The organism is Oceanobacillus halophilus (assembly GCF_003628505.1).
Lineage (GTDB): Bacteria > Bacillota > Bacilli > Bacillales > Amphibacillaceae > Oceanobacillus > Oceanobacillus halophilus.
Genome location: NZ_RBZP01000002.1, coordinates 351062 through 367667, shown reverse-complemented (window position 1 = coordinate 367667; position 16606 = coordinate 351062). Strand labels below are relative to the sequence as shown.

The 16606-nt window shown below is 37.0% G+C and carries 16 protein-coding genes; all 16 read left to right on the top strand.

Annotated features, from left to right (window positions below; all coding sequences use genetic code 11):
* Positions 1-111 precede the first annotated feature (111 nt).
* The 16 genes from D8M06_RS05705 to D8M06_RS05630 all read left to right on the top strand — a co-directional run bounded on the left by D8M06_RS05705 (position 112) and on the right by D8M06_RS05630 (position 16581).
* Positions 112-2073 (top strand): TRAP transporter permease, encoded by a 1962-nt coding sequence (locus tag D8M06_RS05705; protein WP_121203427.1) that lies wholly within the window; start codon positions 112-114, stop codon positions 2071-2073.
* A 16-nt stretch (positions 2074-2089) separates the two neighbouring features.
* The gene (locus tag D8M06_RS05700; protein ID WP_121203426.1) at positions 2090-3094 is read left to right on the top strand and encodes a TAXI family TRAP transporter solute-binding subunit; all 1005 of its coding nucleotides are present in this window, start codon (positions 2090-2092) and stop codon (positions 3092-3094) included.
* Between the two features lie 28 nt (positions 3095-3122).
* Positions 3123-4721 (top strand): long-chain-fatty-acid--CoA ligase, encoded by a 1599-nt coding sequence (locus D8M06_RS05695; protein ID WP_121203425.1) that lies wholly within the window; start codon positions 3123-3125, stop codon positions 4719-4721.
* 20 nt (positions 4722-4741) lie between these two features.
* Positions 4742-5605 carry a 3-hydroxyacyl-CoA dehydrogenase family protein gene (locus D8M06_RS05690; protein WP_121203424.1) on the top strand — a complete coding sequence of 288 codons (864 nt, stop codon included), beginning with the start codon at positions 4742-4744 and terminating at the stop codon, positions 5603-5605.
* A gap of 71 nt (positions 5606-5676) precedes the next feature.
* Positions 5677-6525 (top strand): 3-hydroxyacyl-CoA dehydrogenase family protein, encoded by an 849-nt coding sequence (locus D8M06_RS05685; RefSeq protein WP_121203571.1) that lies wholly within the window; start codon positions 5677-5679, stop codon positions 6523-6525.
* Between the two features lie 15 nt (positions 6526-6540).
* Positions 6541-7689, top strand: coding sequence for an acyl-CoA dehydrogenase family protein (locus D8M06_RS05680; protein WP_121203423.1), 1149 nt, complete (start codon positions 6541-6543; stop codon positions 7687-7689).
* A gap of 29 nt (positions 7690-7718) precedes the next feature.
* On the top strand, positions 7719-8903 hold the full coding sequence (locus D8M06_RS05675) for a thiolase family protein (protein ID WP_121203422.1): 1185 nt from the start codon (positions 7719-7721) through the stop codon (positions 8901-8903).
* Between the two features lie 32 nt (positions 8904-8935).
* Entirely contained in the window at positions 8936-9715 is a 780-nt protein-coding gene (locus D8M06_RS05670; RefSeq protein ID WP_121203421.1) for an enoyl-CoA hydratase/isomerase family protein, read from the top strand.
* Between the two features lie 19 nt (positions 9716-9734).
* A complete protein-coding gene (locus D8M06_RS05665) occupies positions 9735-10139 on the top strand; it encodes a PaaI family thioesterase (protein ID WP_338322955.1) in 405 nt (134 codons plus the stop codon).
* A 331-nt stretch (positions 10140-10470) separates the two neighbouring features.
* Positions 10471-11649: an acyl-CoA dehydrogenase family protein gene (locus D8M06_RS05660; RefSeq protein WP_121203419.1), complete on the top strand. Its 1179-nt coding sequence runs from the start codon at positions 10471-10473 to the stop codon at positions 11647-11649.
* 35 nt (positions 11650-11684) lie between these two features.
* Entirely contained in the window at positions 11685-12449 is a 765-nt protein-coding gene (gene fabG / locus D8M06_RS05655) for a 3-oxoacyl-ACP reductase FabG (protein WP_121203418.1), read from the top strand.
* A 28-nt stretch (positions 12450-12477) separates the two neighbouring features.
* Positions 12478-12927 (top strand): MaoC family dehydratase N-terminal domain-containing protein, encoded by a 450-nt coding sequence (locus D8M06_RS05650; protein ID WP_121203417.1) that lies wholly within the window; start codon positions 12478-12480, stop codon positions 12925-12927.
* A complete protein-coding gene (locus D8M06_RS05645) occupies positions 12924-13322 on the top strand; it encodes a MaoC/PaaZ C-terminal domain-containing protein (RefSeq protein WP_121203415.1) in 399 nt (132 codons plus the stop codon). The genes D8M06_RS05650 and D8M06_RS05645 overlap by 4 nt, the downstream gene beginning before the upstream one ends.
* A gap of 47 nt (positions 13323-13369) precedes the next feature.
* Complete coding sequence (locus D8M06_RS05640; protein ID WP_121203414.1) at positions 13370-14575, top strand: acyl-CoA dehydrogenase; 1206 nt, start codon at positions 13370-13372, stop codon at positions 14573-14575.
* 24 nt (positions 14576-14599) lie between these two features.
* Entirely contained in the window at positions 14600-15373 is a 774-nt protein-coding gene (locus tag D8M06_RS05635; RefSeq protein ID WP_121203413.1) for an SDR family oxidoreductase, read from the top strand.
* Between the two features lie 38 nt (positions 15374-15411).
* Positions 15412-16581, top strand: a complete 1170-nt coding sequence (locus D8M06_RS05630; protein WP_121203412.1) for a thiolase family protein — start codon at positions 15412-15414, stop codon at positions 16579-16581.
* Positions 16582-16606: the final 25 nt, after the last annotated feature.

Sequence of the window (16606 nt, the reverse complement as noted above, 5' to 3'; positions counted from 1 at the left end):
AATAATTGAAAACGTTGTCACTTGGCGGTTAAAAAACGGGAGATTATCCATATTTAACAAAACTTTAAGGTTTCAATGTTTAAAATAAAAAAAGAGAATGGTGGTGAGTAAATGGTTGCGCAATCGGATTCTATAGACAAAATTGATACAAAAGTTAAGGAAAAACCAACATATATCGAACAAATTTGGAAAGGGCGAAAGGAAAGGTGGAATCGCTCAAGGATACTTCTGACAATCATATCTTTATTGGCGATTGGGCTTTCGGTTTTTCATGTTTATACTGCAGGATTTGGAACCCTGTCTTCATGGCAACAAAGGAGTGTCCATGTACTATGGGCAATCATGTTAATCTTCCTTATCTTCCCATTTAGAAAAGGGAAGAAGTTTGGAGTTATTGACGTATTAATCATTCTAGTAGCGATTTCTACCGCTGGTTATATGTTATTTGATGCGGAAGGGATTCAAAGTAGACAGGGAAATATAAATTCAATGGATGCAACGTTCGGAACAATTTTTATTGCGTTGGTCCTTGAAGCTACTAGAAGAACAAATGGGATTTTAATGGCAGCAATTGGTGTGTTCTTTTTAGCATATATTCTTTTTGGTCAATACTTCCCAGGTGCACTTGCACATCCAGGTATTCGATATGAAAAAATGATTGATCATATGTTTAGTGGAACACTAGGAATTTTTAGTGAACCGATTTACGTCAGTTCTACCGTGCTAATCTTGTTTGTTATATTCGGGTCCTTCTTAATGCGATCCGGGGGTGGTCAGTTTTTTACGGACTTTGCTTTTGGGTTACTAGGTAATAAAACAGGGGGACCTGCTTTATCTGCAGTCGGATCAAGTGCACTAGTTGGAACAATAACGGGAAATGGTGCAGCAAATGCAGCCATTACAGGTGCTTTTACTATTCCATTAATGAAAAAGCTTGGATACAGTAAACGATTCTCGGCAGCAGTAGAAGCAGTTGCTTCACAAGGTGGTCAAATTATGCCACCAATAATGGGTGCTTCTGTCTTTATTATGGCGGAAACACTAGGAATACCATATATAAAACTAGCATTATATGCTTTGATTCCTGCAGTAATATATTTCTTTATTGCCGGGATGGTGGTATATTTCCATGCGAAACGTTTAAAGATGGCTGGTATTCCTAAAGAACAATTGCCTAGTGTAGGGGGAGTTCTCTTAAGACAAGGTTATCTGTTCTTACCAATTGTTATTATTATTGGATTGATGGTATACGGATTTAGTCCGATGAAAGCTGGTTTTTATGCTATCTTAGCAGCTATTGTTTTAAGTTGGGTTCGTAAGGCTACAAGAATGAAGTTCTTAGATATTTTAGCTGCACTTGAAAGTGGCGCAAGAAATGCATTAACGGTAATTGCTGCCTGTGCTACTGCAGGTATTATCGTAGGGGCAGTATCTTTAACTGGGTTAGGTATTACTTTTTCAAGATTTGTAATTGACTTAGCAGGCGGTAGCTTATTATTGCTGTTAGTTTTCATTGCAATTGCTTCTATTATTATGGGTATGGGGATGCCAACTGTATCTGCATATGTCATTCTTGCAGTATTAGGTGCTCCAGCATTAATTCAATTAGGCGTTAATGAAGTAGCTGCTCATATGTTTGTATTTTATTTTGGTGTTCTATCAGGATTAACACCTCCTGTTGCGATAACAGCCTACACTACAGCAGGAATTGCAGGTTCTGACCCTTTTAAAACTGCACTATACGCTATGAAAGTTGGTCTGGGTGGATTTTTTGTACCTTTTATTTTTGCTTACAATCCTGTGTTACTTATGCAGGGGGGAGATACAACAGAGATTGCAATTGCTATAGGTAGTGCTTTCTTAAGTTGTATTTTCTTTGCAGGAGCACTAGAAGATTATTTTTTAGGACGTCTAAATTCCTTAAAACGAATATTAATGTTTGCAAGTGCGATATTACTTGTAATGCCAGGAATTATTGGAGATGTAATAGGTTTGTTATTAGCAATAACTCTAATTGTTTGGCAGAAGATCAACACTCCAGCTATTGAAGAATCTAATCAAAAAATTGGGTAGAGGAAAGGTGAATCTTATGAAAAAAATATTACTGAGCAGTCTACTTCTTATTATTTTAGGACTTTTAGCAGCATGTGGTGATGATGAAACATCCGGTGATTCTGATAAACCAACTGCTCCAGATAAATTTCTGACGATTGGATCAGGACCTATGGGGTCAGGATGGTATCCAATTACAACTACCATGACGGAACTTTATTCAACAGAGTTTGATGGTTTAAATGCGACACAACTTGAAGGTGGTTCTACAGCAAATTTGAAATCACTTGAAGTTGGCGATATTCAATTGGGAATTAACTATACAACTGATTTTAATGCTGCACTATCAGGTGGAAATGGCTTTGATGAATCACTAGAAAATATAGCTGCCATTGGAGCAATTTATCCGGTATACCAAACGATTGCAACAACCAAAAACAACGATTCAATTAACTCTATAGAAGATATTGTTGATAAGCATATCTTCCTTGGGCCAAAAGGTGGTGGTGGCCCTGTTGGTTTCTGGAACATGATGGAAGAATACGAAATTAGTGAGCAAACAATAGTAGATGCAGGTGGACAAATCTCTTATGGAAACTATTCAGATGGAGCTTCAATGCTTAAGGATAATAATGTAGACGTTTTCTTGGGTGGTGGCGCACCATTTGTGCCAGCATTACAAGAAATGGAAATAACGTCTCCAATTAAAGTACTGCCAATCGAACAAGATAAACTGGATAGTATTGAAGATAAGGGATTAGGAATTACAGGGGGGGCACTTCCAGGAGGTACCTATGAGGAAAATCCTGATGATATACCAACATATATTATGGAAACAATGATTACCGTTCGCGCAGACTTAGATGAAGATTATGTATACAACATAACAAAAATATTCTGGGAGAATTTAGCTACATTTGAAGAACAAGTACCTGAAAGAGCGAAGGACTTTAGTTTAGATACTGTAATGAATGGGATAAGTGAAGAAGATTTACATCCTGGGGCAAAACGTTATTACGAAGAACAAGGGGTGCTAGAGTAATAGAATTAATTCAGAGAGGGGGATTCATTTGAATAGATTGGAAGAACCTAGATGGTATAAATCATATCCATCTGATATTAATAGGAATTTAGAGATACCTGAAGTACCAGTATATTCGTTGTTAAAAGCAACGTCAGAAAAATATGATAAGCGAACAGCAATCATACATGAGAATGAGAAAATCACTTATGAACAATTAAAGGAAAGAATAGATATGTTAGCAGGAGCATGGAATGAGCTAGGGTTGAGAAAAGGAGAGAGAGTAGGGTTAATGATATCTAATCAACCCAATTATATTATTTCCTATTATGCTGCAATGAAGCTAGGTTTAATAGTTGTCCAAATCAACCCACGCTATACTGCTAGAGAGTTATTGCAAATTGTTAATGATTCGGATACAAAGTACATTGTTGTTGAAGAAGAAAGTATGGAGACAGTTAAGCAATTAGAGGATATGTATGTATTTGAGCATATTTTTGTTACAGGTAAAGGTAATACGGAATACCCAAGCATCGGAAAGATTTCCGAAAGCGCCATACCCTTTGATAAAGAAGTTACTATATATCCAAAAGATGATGTTGCGGTAATTCAATATACAGGAGGAACATCTGGATTAATAAAAGGAGCTATGCTTACTCATTATAATTTAGTGGCAAATGTTTATCAAAGTTACGCGATGTATGGAAAACGAATGGAGTTTGGTAATGAAGTAGTACTTACTGCAACACCACTTTATCATGTGTATGCAATGACAAGTGCTATGAATCTAGGAATCTATATTGGTGCAACAATTTTATTGATAAATAAATTTGATGTAACTAAAGTTTTAGAGATCATTAAACAATATCAACCGACATTTTTTCCTGGGGTACCTCGGATGTATAATGCCTTTGTTAACCATAAGAATGTTGAAGAATATGGGCTCAATAGTTTGAAATTTTGTTCTAGTGGATCAGCTCCACTTCCTATTGAAGTGATTCGAAAATTTGAAAAGTTAACAGATGCAGTCATTGGGGAAGGGTTTGGTTTATCGGAAGCTTCGCCATCCACTCATCGAAATCCACCAAGTGGTACTCGCAAAGTGGGTAGTGTTGGTATCCCGTTTCCAAATACAGACTGCAAGGTGGTAGATGATGAAGACATGGAGCTGCCGATAGGAACTGTTGGAGAATTAATTATTAAAGGACCACAAATTATGAAGGGCTATTGGAATAATGAGGAAGAAACTAAGTATGCTTTAAGAAATGGTTGGTTATATACCGGAGATTTGGCAAAGCAGGATGAAGATGGCTATTTTTATATTGTGGGAAGAAAAAAAGAGATGGTAATTAATGGCGGATTCAATGTTTATCCCCAAGAGATTGAAAATATTCTCTATGAACACCCTGATATCAAAGAGTGTGCTGTGGTAGGAATTCCACATCCGGAAAAAGGGGAAATCGTCAAGGCGTTTATTGTCCCGAAAGAAAAAGTAGTCATCGATTTTGAAGAAGTGAAGGGATTTTGTTATAGAAACTTAACACCATATAAAGTACCAAAGGAATTTGAAATTATAGAGGAGCTCCCAAGAAATACAGTGGGGAAAATACTAAAACGAGTTTTAGTAGATAAAGAGAAAAAGAAATAAAATTGTAGGAGGGATAATATATGAAAGTAAGTGATATCGAAACTGTTGGTGTAATTGGTTCAGGGACAATGGGGGCGCAAATAGCGATGTTATGTGCACTTAGCGGTTATCAAGTCGTGCTTAATGATATTGAGGAAGTAAATCTTTTGAAAGCAAAAGAATCACTACAAGGTCACATGAAACGTCGAATACAAAAAGGTAAGCTAACGGAAGAGGATGTGAACTTTGCTTTTAGCAGACTTAGCTTTAGTAGCAACATACAGGATGTAAAGGATGCTGACATTGTCATTGAAGCCGTTGTAGAAAAACTAGAAATTAAACGTGAATTATTTGCAAGATTGGAAGACATAACGAAGGAAGGTACAATTCTGGCTACCAATAGTTCCACGATTGTGAGTTCAAAAATTGCCAGTGCAACAAAAAATCCTGAGAATGTATGCAATTTGCACTTTTTTAACCCTCCATTAGTTATGGAATTGGTTGAAGTTGTAAGAGGGCCGCACACCTCTGATGACACGGCTGAGGCTGCATATGAGTTTATTAAAACTTTAAATAAAGTCCCAGTCCTACTTAAGAAAGAGATATCTGGCTTTATTGCTAATCGCATATTAGGAAAGCTCTTGGATGAAGCGGTCTTTCTATTAGAGAATGACTACGCAACTCATGACGAGATTGATCTAGTTGTTAAAAAAGCGTTAAGACATCCATTGGGACCGTTTGAGTTAATGGATTTAACTGGAATTGACGTTACCTATTTTGTTAGAAGTCAGCGCTACCAAGAAAGTAATAATGAAGAAGATAAACCGTCGGATATATTAAAGGAGAAAGTTGAGAAAGGTGAACTTGGAAGAAAAACTGGGAAAGGTTTTTACCAGTATAGTTAATTGTGAAGGGATAAATCGTTTATTACATTAGAGGATGATATAAACATAATAAAGGACGTGTGCAATCTATGATAAAACATGTAAGCGTAGTAGGTGCTGGGACAATGGGAAGGGGGATTGCTTTTGCATGTGCATTAGGTGGTTTGACGGTTTCCTTACAGGATATTAGTGAATCCTCTCTTGAAGCAGCTAAATCATACATTGACAAGCAATTTGAGAAAAGCATTGAAAAAGGAAAAATAACCGAGGAGAAAGCTTCTGAATGTAAAGGGAATATTCAATATTCAATTAAACTAGAAGAAGCTATTAAAAATGCAGATCTTGTTATTGAAGCAGTTTTAGAAATTATGGAATTGAAGATTGAGATGTTTAGGAAGATTGATAAGCATGCACCGAAACATGCAATTCTTGCAACGAATACATCTACTATGAGTCCCACTGAAATTGCTGCTCAAACTAGTAGACCAGAACAGTGTATTGCTTTGCATTTCTTCAATCCAGTACCGAAAATGAAATTGATAGAAATGATAAAGGGACTTGAAACATCGAACGAAACCGTGGCCATGTCAAAAGCCTTTGGTGAAAGTATTGGAAAAGATACAGTTGAAATTAATGAATACCCTGGTTTTGCTGTAAGCAGAATGAATTGCCTTATTGGAAATGAAGCAATGAATATGTTGATGGAAGGGGTAGGTACTGCAGAGGACATTGATAAAGCGATGAAATTAGGACTAAATCATCCAATGGGACCATTAGAACTTGCTGATTTAGTAGGTTTAGATACTAGACTTCGAAACATGGAATATCTATATGAAACACTCGGAGAAAAATATCGCCCATGTCCAATTTTGGTTAAGTACGTAAAGGCTGGCAGGTTGGGAAGGAAAGCAGGAAAAGGTTTTTATGATTATTCTAAATAATGGGGAGTGTGCAGCGTGAATTTTAACTTTGATGAAGAAATTCAATTTCTAAAAAAAAATGTTCGAGATTTTGTGCAAACAGAAGTAGAAGAAGTTGCTATGGAGATTGAGAAGGAAGATAAAATTCCAGAAAGAATTATTGAAATGTCGAAGGAAATGGGATTGTTTGGACTAAGTATTCCAGAAGAATATGGTGGACTAGGAATTGGTATGGTAGGGAAATGTGCTTTATATGAGGAAATTGGTGCCACTCACAATGGTTATACAACACTAATTGGAGCGCATACGGGTATTGGAACCGTTGGAATTGTAGAGTTAGGAAATGAAGAGCAGAAGAAAAAGTATCTTCCAGATTTAGCAAGTGGGAAAAAGATTGGAGCATTTGCGTTAACCGAACCAAGTGCAGGGTCAAATGCTAGTAATTTAAAAACGACAGCTGTTAGAAAAGGAGATAAATATTTTCTAAACGGGACAAAGCATTACATTACAAATGCAACCGAAGCTGATGTGTTTACAGTAATGGCTGTTACAGATTCAAGTAAAGGTGCAAAAGGAATCACTTCATTTATTGTTGAAAAGGATTTTCCAGGTTTTAAGGTTGGAGCAATAGAACCAAAGATGGGGTTGAAGGGGTCACAATCTGCTGAAATCATCATGGAAGATTGTGAGGTTCCGATTGAGAATGTATTAGGTGAAGAAGGACAAGGTTATGTTAATGCTTTGAAAATCTTAGCAAATGGTCGAGCTGGTTTAGCAGCAAGAAATTTAGGTTCTAGTCAAAAGCTTTTAGATTTATCGACGAATTATGCACTGGAACGTCAACAATTTGGAGTTTCTATCATTGATCATCAGGCTGTAGGTCACATGCTTTCAGAAATGGCGGTTGAAATAGAGGCATTACGTTCCTTTACATACCGTGTTGCTTGGATGGTTGATGAGGGCAAGAAAGTAATTAAAGAGGCAGCGATGTTAAAACTATATGGTTCGGAGGTTTATAACAGAGTAGCTGATAAAGCTGTTCAAGTTCATGGTGGAATTGGATATATTTCTGACTTTCCGATTGAGCGATTCTTCCGTGATGCACGTATTGCGAGAATCTATGAAGGTACATCGGAAATTCAAAAAAATATCATATCAGGCCAATTAAAAAAGGAATATAGCTAGAATATCATAGTTAAAGGGGATGGATAATCTTGAAAGAAAACATTGTTATTGTTAGTGCGGTTAGAACGCCAATAGGTGCTTATGGTGGTTCACTAAAAGAAATAGGTTCAGGTCATCTTGCTAGCATAGCTATAAAAGAGGCGATTAATCGAGCGGGTGTGTCATCTGAACAAGTTGATGAAGTGATTATGGGAGAGGTTAGACAAACTACTGAATCATCAAATATAGCAAGAGTTGCAGCATTACGCGCAGGTGTCCCTGAAGAAGCTACTGCATATACAGTGAACCGTTTATGTGCTTCAGGCATGCAGGCAGTTGCTTCAGGTGTTCAGCAGATTTTATTTAATCAAGCGAATATCGTTGTTGCTGGTGGTACTGAAAGTATGAGTCGTTCGCCTATTTATCTAAGAAACGCCAGGTTTGGTGGTGATAAAACTATATTAGTAGATTCAAATGCAGAAGCGGGACAGCAGCCCCCTGAAATATATGGAAAAACCTTAGGAATGGGTATGACTGCTGAAAATGTAGCGGATAAGTATCAGATTTCGAGAGAAGATCAAGATGCATTTGCTATTGAAAGTCAAAGAAGAGCAAGTAAAGCGATTGATGAAGGCCGTTTCAAAGAGGAGATTGTTCCGGTGGAGGTAAAGGAAAGAAAAAAAACCTTTACATTTAAACAAGATGAACATCCACGGCCTACTACCACCATCGAAAAACTCGCTAAACTAAAACCAGCATTTAAGGAAAATGGAACGGTTACAGCTGGAAATGCTTGTGGTAGAAACGACGGATCTTCGGCATTGGTTATTATGAAAGAATCCCAGGCAAAAGAATTGGGATTAACCCCATTAGCACGTGTTGTGGATTGGGCAACTGCTGGTGTTTCCCCTGAAATTATGGGTATTGGACCAGTTCCTGCAGTAAAGAAACTATTAGAAAGAACATCCAAACAATTACAGGATATTGATTTATTCGAGTTGAACGAAGCCTTTGCCTCGCAGTCACTTGCTGTTATTAGAGAATTAGGTTTGGATGCAGAAAGAGTCAATGTAAATGGTGGAGCAATTGCACTAGGACATCCGGTGGGAGCAAGTGGTGCACGAATTATCACCACACTTTTACATGAATTAATTAAGCGAAAACAACAATTTGGTGTTGCAACATTATGTGCTGGTGGTGGACAGGGAATGGCGATTATGATTGAGCAAGTATAAATGGATTTCAAATTCTTAGTAGGAGTGATATTGTGAGTTTTGAGAAAATTGAAGTGAAAACAATTGGAAAACTAGGGTACATTACAATTGATCGACCTGAAGTAAGAAATGCACTAAATCGTGAAACATTAGAAGAAATAGTAAAAGGTCTTGATTTACTTTCAAAGAACGAAGAAGTAGGTTGTATCATATTTACAGGTAAAGGTGAAAAGTCGTTTGCAGCTGGTGCAGATATCAAACAATTACGAGAAAGAACTGCAATTGACGCTTTAAATCCATTTAGCATGCAAGGGGTATATGACATAATTGAGAACTGTGAGAAACCAACAATTGCAATGGTCAATGGCTATGCCCTTGGAGGTGGATGCGAATTAGCGATGGCTTGTGATATTCGAATTGCATCTACGAATGCAAAATTTGGCTTACCAGAGTTAAACCTGTCAATTATTCCTAGTGCTGGTGGAACACAACGTCTCGCTAGATTAGTAGGAAAAGGAAAAGCGTTGGAAATGATTTTAACAGGAAAAATGATAAGTGCAGAGGAAGCTTTACAGTTTGGTTTAGTTTCAGATGTAGTAGAGTTTGATGAGTTAAATAGAACTGTGGATCAGTTGGCAAGTCAAATCTTAAATAAAGGTCCATTAGCTGTAAAACTTGCTAAAATTGCAGTTAACTATGGAACAGAAGCCGACATTAAAACAGGTTTAGTACTAGAAAAACTATCACAGGCTGTTTTATTTAGTTCCGAGGATAAAAATGAGGGGACACAAGCATTCATAGAGAAACGTAAGCCTAATTTTCAAGGGAAATAATTCATGATAAGGAGGGCTTATGGTGGCGAGAACGTTAAATGATATAAAAAGTAGTTTTGAAACGAGTGCGTTTTTTGCTCATGTAGGATTCGAAATTGTTAGCTTTAAAGAAGGAAGTGTAAAGTTAAAGCTTCCCATAAGAAAATACCTATTAAATGCCAATAATACATTACATGGTGGCGTTCATGCTACTATGCTTGACCTTATCATGGGTATGACTATTAGATCCGCTACAAAAACAAGATGCACGACAGTAAATTTAAATGTAACCTATCTTTCTTCGACAACAGAAGGAACCATATTTGCTACCGGAAAAATTTTGAAACAAGGATACAAACTAGTAAGTGTTGAGGGAGAGCTAGTCGATGAAGAAGGTATATTACTCGCTAAAGGTGTTGGAACTTTTAAGATAATTAGGGATTAAAAATAAAAAGTTTAATAGAACTTACTTTTAAGTGATTAATATTAAAGTTTAAATATTTAAATTAATCACTTTTTTATTTATTTTTAAAAAATTATTGAACTTATATAAGTTTGCTGTTACAATTTATATTAAATATTCAGAATTTAACATACTAACTAGTATGTATGATTCTCTGTTTTGAAATAAGATTAATGGTTACATATTTATTACATTATTTTTGTTCATATTGAAAACGATTCCATTGCTTCGGAAAGCTTTGAGAATTATACATACTGACTAGTTAGTTTAATACCAAAAGTCATGAATATATTTACAAAAGGAGAGGAAAAAAATGCACTTACGTTTAACAGAAGAGCAAAAAATGGTTCAAGAAACGATTCGTAAATTTGTTGAAAAAGAATTAATTCCATTAGAGAGTGAAGTACTACGAAATGAAAGAGAAGGAAAACCAAGTCTATCTGTTGAAAAGCAAGAAGAATTAACATTAAAAGCAAAGGAAGCAGGATTCTGGGGAATCAATACCCCAGAAGAATTTGGTGGTGCAAATTTAGGACAAATGATGCAAGCGATTGTATCAATGGAAGTTTCAAAGACATTTGTACCTTTCAAATTTGGAGGCTCAGCAGATAATATTCTTTATTATGCGAACGATGAACAGAAAGAGAAATATTTAATACCAACAATAAACGGTGACAAAAAATCTTGCTTTGCTATGACAGAACCTGGTGCAGGATCTGATACACAAAATATTAAAATGACTGCTGTTAAAGATGGTAATGAATGGGTGTTAAATGGTGAAAAAACATTTATCACTGGTGGAAATGAAGCTGATTTTGTAATGGTTATAGCAATTACTGATAAAGAATTACATCAAAAGACGAGAGGAAGACAGGGGGTTACATGTTTTATTGCTGACCGTGATATGGGTTGGAAGTCAGAATACATTCATACAATGGGAGAATGGGGTCCAGCTGGTCTAGTTTTCGAAAATGTCCGAGTACCTGAAGAAAATATACTGGGAGAATTACATGGTGGATATAATTTAGGGTTAGAGTGGATTGGTTTTGCAAGATGGATTGTCGGAGCTCGTGCAGTAGGTGCATCAGAAAGGTTACTTCAAATGGCAATTGATTACGCCAAAGAACGAGAAACGTTTGGTAAACCGATTGCTGATAGACAAGCAATTCAGTGGCAAATAGCAGATTCTGCAGTTGAGATAGAAGCAGCTAAATGGCTGGCAATTAATGCAGCATTTACCCTTGACCAAGGAGAAGATAACCGTCATTTAGCTTCAATGGCTAAATTGTATGGTGCGAATATGGCGAACCGAGTAATTGATCGGGTATTACAAATTCATGGTGGAATGGGGTACACAAGAGAATTACCAATCGAACGCTGGTATCGTGAGGCAAGACTATGGAGAATATATGATGGCACAGATGAAATACAGCGCTTGATTATATCTAGGAATTTACTAAAAGGTAATGTCAAAATAGGTCAATATATCTAAAAGTAGACATAAATACACAATAGGAGGAATGAAAGATGGCTAGGAATTTTGAAGGTAGAGTAGCTTTTATTACAGGTGGTAGTAGAGGAATTGGAAAAGGTGTTGCTTTAAGGTTTGCAGAAGAAGGGGCGAAAGTGGCAGTTATTGATATTAATGAAGAAGCATTGAATGAACTAGAGAAAGATTTTTCACAAAAGGGCTATGAATTATATGCAAAAAAAGCAAATGTTGTTAACAAAGATGAGGTTGAATCAATAGTTCAAGAAGTAGCTTCAATGTATGGGAAAATAGATATACTTGTTAATAATGCAGGTATTATTCGTGATAATCTATTATTCAAGATGACAGATAGTGACTGGGAACAAGTAATGGATGTTCATTTAAAAGGGTCGTTTAATGCAGCAAGAGCAGTACAAAAATATATGGTAGATCAAAAGTATGGAAGAATTATTAATATCTCATCTACATCTGCTCTTGGGAATCGAGGGCAAGCAAATTATGCAACAGCAAAAGCTGGTTTGCAAGGATTGACGAAAACACTAGCTATTGAACTTGGAAAATATGGAATCACTGCAAACTCTGTTGCACCGGGATTCATTGAAACAGAAATGACAAAAGCAACAGCAGAAAGAGTAGGAGTTCCATTTGATGAGTTTGTGAAACATAGTGTTACCAAAATTCCTGTAGCTAGAAGTGGTAAACCTGCCGATATTGCGAATGCCGTTGCATTCTTTGCAGATGAGAAATCATCATTTGTAAACGGTCAGGTAATCTATGTTGCTGGTGGGCCAAAAACGTAACGTATATTTTTATAAGGGAGATGTGTGTATGTTTAAAGATTTAGTAGGAAAAAGATCTAGAAAAGTTAAAAACGTTGTTGAAAGAGGTTTGGTTAAACGTTTTGCAGAATCAATTGGTGATTCACATCCTATCTATATTGATGAAGTGATAGGTAAACAATCTAGATATGGACAAAACATTGCACCTCCAACTTTCCCTCGTACTTTTGACTTTGGAAAGGTTGAAGGGCTGAATCTACCTAATAAGGGATTAATCCATGGAGAGCAAATATATCATTATAATCGACCACTACTTGTTGGTGAAGAAATAAATTGCTATACAGAAGTAAAAGATTACTACGATAAAACGGGTAAGAATGGTTTAATGGGCTTTTTGGTTACAAAACGATATGGAGAAGATTTGGACGGAAACCTTATCTTTACTGAGGAATCGATTGTGATTATTAATGAAGCTGTAAGGGAGGCGTTGAAGGCATGAAACAATTAGTTGAACTTATTTCAGGGGATACACTGGAAATAACCCTAGAACCTGTAACTAGGATGGACCTAATTAAGTACTCAGGGGCTTCAGGAGATTTTAACCCAATTCACACAATTGATGAAGAAGCAGAGAAAGTAGGATTACCAGGTATTATTGCTCATGGAATGTGGACGATGGGCAATCTGGCAAAACTTTTTACACCTTATTACGAACAAGGATTTATACAGGATTACAGGATAAGGTTTGCTGGAATGGTGTTTATTAATGATGTAATAACTCTTAAGGCAGAAATAATTGAAAGTACAGACGAATATTCAGATTTCGATGTGAAGGCTATTAATCAAGATGGCAAAGTTGTAATCAAAGGTGCAGTGCGTTTCGTGAAAAAATAATAGGTATTAAAATTTAATTAAAAATCTATTTAAAGGAGATAAGTCTTATGTACTTCGAATATTCGGATAAAGTAAAGGGTTTACAAGAAAAACTAAATAATTTCATGGATAAATATGTCTACCCAAATGAGAAATTATACGAGGAACAACTTCAATCTAATGATAGATTTGCAGTAGTCCCTCCTATTATGGAAGAGCTAAAGCAAAAAGCCAAAGAGGAAGGCCTTTGGAATCTATTCTTACCTCAGAGTGAACATGGTGCGGGGTTAACGAATTTGGAATACGCACCATTATGCGAAATTATGGGGCGCTCAAGTATTGCTCCAGAGGTTTTTAATTGTGCAGCACCAGATACAGGAAACATGGAAACGATAGTTCGTTACGGAACAGAAGAACATAAGGAAAAATGGTTAAAACCTTTGTTAGATGGGGAGATTCGTTCTTGTTTCTCAATGACGGAACCAGATGTGGCTTCATCAGATGCTACAAATATTCAAGCTAGTATTGTTCGTGATGGAGATGAATATGTAATTAATGGAACGAAATGGTGGTCATCTGGTGCAGGGGACCCACGTTGTAAAATTGCGATTGTAATGGGGAAAAATGATCCTACCGCACCAAAACATAAACAGCAATCTATGATACTAGTCCCACTTGATACACCTGGTGTAAAAGTTAAACGTTTATTACCGGTGTTCGGTTATGACCATGCTCCTCACGGTCATGCTGAAATAGAATACAAAGATGTACGTGTACCAGCCTCTAACATGCTATTAGGTGAAGGAAGGGGATTCGAAATTGCCCAGGGAAGACTAGGGCCTGGTAGAATTCATCATTGTATGAGAACAATTGGTGCAGCTGAAAGGGCATTAGAATTATTATGTAAACGCGTACAAGAAAGAGAAACATTTGGGAAGAAGTTAGCGGAACAAGGAGTTATACAAGAGTGGATTGCAGATGCAAGAATAAACATAGAGCAAGCTAGACTTTTAACACTTAAGGCTGCTTATATGATGGATACAGTCGGAAATAAAGAAGCAAAAGCAGAAATTGCTATGATTAAAGTTGTAGCGCCTAATATGGCATTGGAAATATTAGACAAAGCAATTCAAGCATTCGGTGCAGCAGGTGTAACAGAAGATTTCCCACTAGCATCTAGTTGGGTGAAAATTCGTACATTAAGATTGGCTGATGGTCCAGATGAAGTGCACCGGAGAGCTATTGCCAGACAGGAGTTAAAGAAATATCAATAATGAGAAATCATGGGAGGGATATTAATGCATGTAAAAGAGCTTTTCGATTTAACTGGAAAAACTGCAATCATAACTGGTGGAGGTAGAGGACTAGGTCAGCAAATTGCTGAAGGGTTTGCTGAAGCCGGAGCAAATATAGTTGTTTGTTCCAGAAAAGAAGAAAACTGTAAAGAAGTAAGTAAACAATTAGAAGAAAAGGGAACGAAAACATTAGCATTAAAATGTGATGTTACGAATCCCGATGATATTAAGAATGTTGTTGAGAAGACGGTAAAAGAGTTTGGGAGAATTGACATATTAGTTAATAATAGTGGAGCATCATGGGGAGCTCCCGTTGATGAAATGCCGTTAGAAGCATTTCAGAAAGTGATGAATGTTAATGTTGTCGGTACATTTTTAATGTCACAAGCAGTCGGTAAGGTTATGACTGAACAAGACTATGGAAAAATTATTAATATTGCCTCTGTTGCTGGACTAAGAGGATCAAATCCTAAGTATATGGATGCAATTGGATACAACTCTAGTAAAGGTGCTGTTATTACTTTTACTAAAGACCTAGCTGTTAAATGGGGGCCTCGTGGAATCTACGTTAATGCAATTGCGCCAGGTTTCTTTCCAACAAAAATGTCGAGAGTACTTATTGAACGTGGTGGTGACGAAATGCGCGATAGAACACCACTTAGAAAATTTGGATCAGAAAATGATTTAAAAGGTGCAGCGTTATTTTTGGCAACAGCAGCATCAGATTTTGTAACTGGAGAAACTATTGTAGTTGATGGTGGAAAAAGTGCAATGTAATGATCACCAAAAATAAAATGATAAGGAGTTAATGACGTATGAAAAGAGATGCAGTAATTGTATCAGCAGTTCGAACAGCAATTGCAAGGCAAGGTGGTGCATTGGCAACTGTTCCAGCTCATGTTTTTGGAGCCGAAGTTATAAAAGAAGCCGTAAAACGAGCAAATATTGACCCCGAATCAATAGATGATGTGATCCTTGGAAATGTACTAAGTGGTGGCGGAAATATTGCTAGACTTACAGCGTTACAGACGGGTCTATCTCCAAACTTACCTGGACTTACGGTTGATCGTCAATGTGGATCAGGAATTAATGCAGTGGCTCTCGCTGCACAAGCAATACAATCAGGTACTGGGGATGTATATATCGCTGGTGGTACAGAAAGCATGAGTCGCGCGCCATATTTAATGGACCGTCCAGAGAAAGCATATAGCCCAGCACTTCCAAACTTTAGAAAATCACAACTATCACCAAAAGAGATAGGTGACCCACCTATGGGGATAACAGCAGAAAATCTAGTAAAGAAATACAATATTAGTAGAGAAGAACAGGATGAATATGCATTAAGAAGTCAAGAAAGAATGGCTAAGGCTATGGAAGAAGGATACTTTGATGAGCAAATTGTTCCAATAACAGTGCCTGTTCGTAAAGGGAATCCTGTTGTATTTGATAAAGACGAACACCCACGTCCGAATACAACGTTAGAAGCGTTAGCTAAACTCCCACCTGCTTTTGTAAAAGATGGTTCCGTAACAGCAGGAAGCAGTTCTGGGTTAAATGATGCAGCATCTGCGTTGGTCATAATGTCTAGAGAAAAGGCGGAAGAATTAGGGCTTACACCGTTAGCTACCATTCGTACTTCTGCTGTTGCAGGTGTAGATCCAAATATTATGGGGATTGGTCCAGTACCGGCAACGAAAAAAGTATTGGAGAAATCGGGACTTAGCCTAAAAGATATGGATATTATTGAACTAAATGAAGCTTTTGCTTCTCAGGTCATTGCATGTGATAGGGAATTATATTTTAATCCTGAGAAACTAAATGTAAACGGGGGAGCCATTGCACACGGGCATCCTCTAGGTGCAACTGGTGCAATTCTTCTAACGAAGGCTGTGTATGAATTAAAACGTTCAGACGGAAAATACGGTTTAGTTACTGCATGTATTGGTGGCGGACAGGGAATAGCACTAATTATTGAGAGAGCATAGGTTGTAAATTAATACCATATTGTCG

Coding starts and splice junctions, on each gene's coding strand:
- D8M06_RS05650 (WP_121203417.1), top strand. CDS start 12,478: ATGTTTAAAGATTTAGTAGGAAAAAGATCTAGAAAAGTTAAAAACGTT.
- D8M06_RS05665 (WP_338322955.1), top strand. CDS start 9,735: ATGGTGGCGAGAACGTTAAATGATATAAAAAGTAGTTTTGAAACGAGT.
- D8M06_RS05640 (WP_121203414.1), top strand. CDS start 13,370: ATGTACTTCGAATATTCGGATAAAGTAAAGGGTTTACAAGAAAAACTA.
- D8M06_RS05660 (WP_121203419.1), top strand. CDS start 10,471: ATGCACTTACGTTTAACAGAAGAGCAAAAAATGGTTCAAGAAACGATT.
- D8M06_RS05630 (WP_121203412.1), top strand. CDS start 15,412: ATGAAAAGAGATGCAGTAATTGTATCAGCAGTTCGAACAGCAATTGCA.
- D8M06_RS05700 (WP_121203426.1), top strand. CDS start 2,090: ATGAAAAAAATATTACTGAGCAGTCTACTTCTTATTATTTTAGGACTT.
- fabG (WP_121203418.1), top strand. CDS start 11,685: ATGGCTAGGAATTTTGAAGGTAGAGTAGCTTTTATTACAGGTGGTAGT.
- D8M06_RS05705 (WP_121203427.1), top strand. CDS start 112: ATGGTTGCGCAATCGGATTCTATAGACAAAATTGATACAAAAGTTAAG.
- D8M06_RS05645 (WP_121203415.1), top strand. CDS start 12,924: ATGAAACAATTAGTTGAACTTATTTCAGGGGATACACTGGAAATAACC.
- D8M06_RS05690 (WP_121203424.1), top strand. CDS start 4,742: ATGAAAGTAAGTGATATCGAAACTGTTGGTGTAATTGGTTCAGGGACA.
- D8M06_RS05635 (WP_121203413.1), top strand. CDS start 14,600: ATGCATGTAAAAGAGCTTTTCGATTTAACTGGAAAAACTGCAATCATA.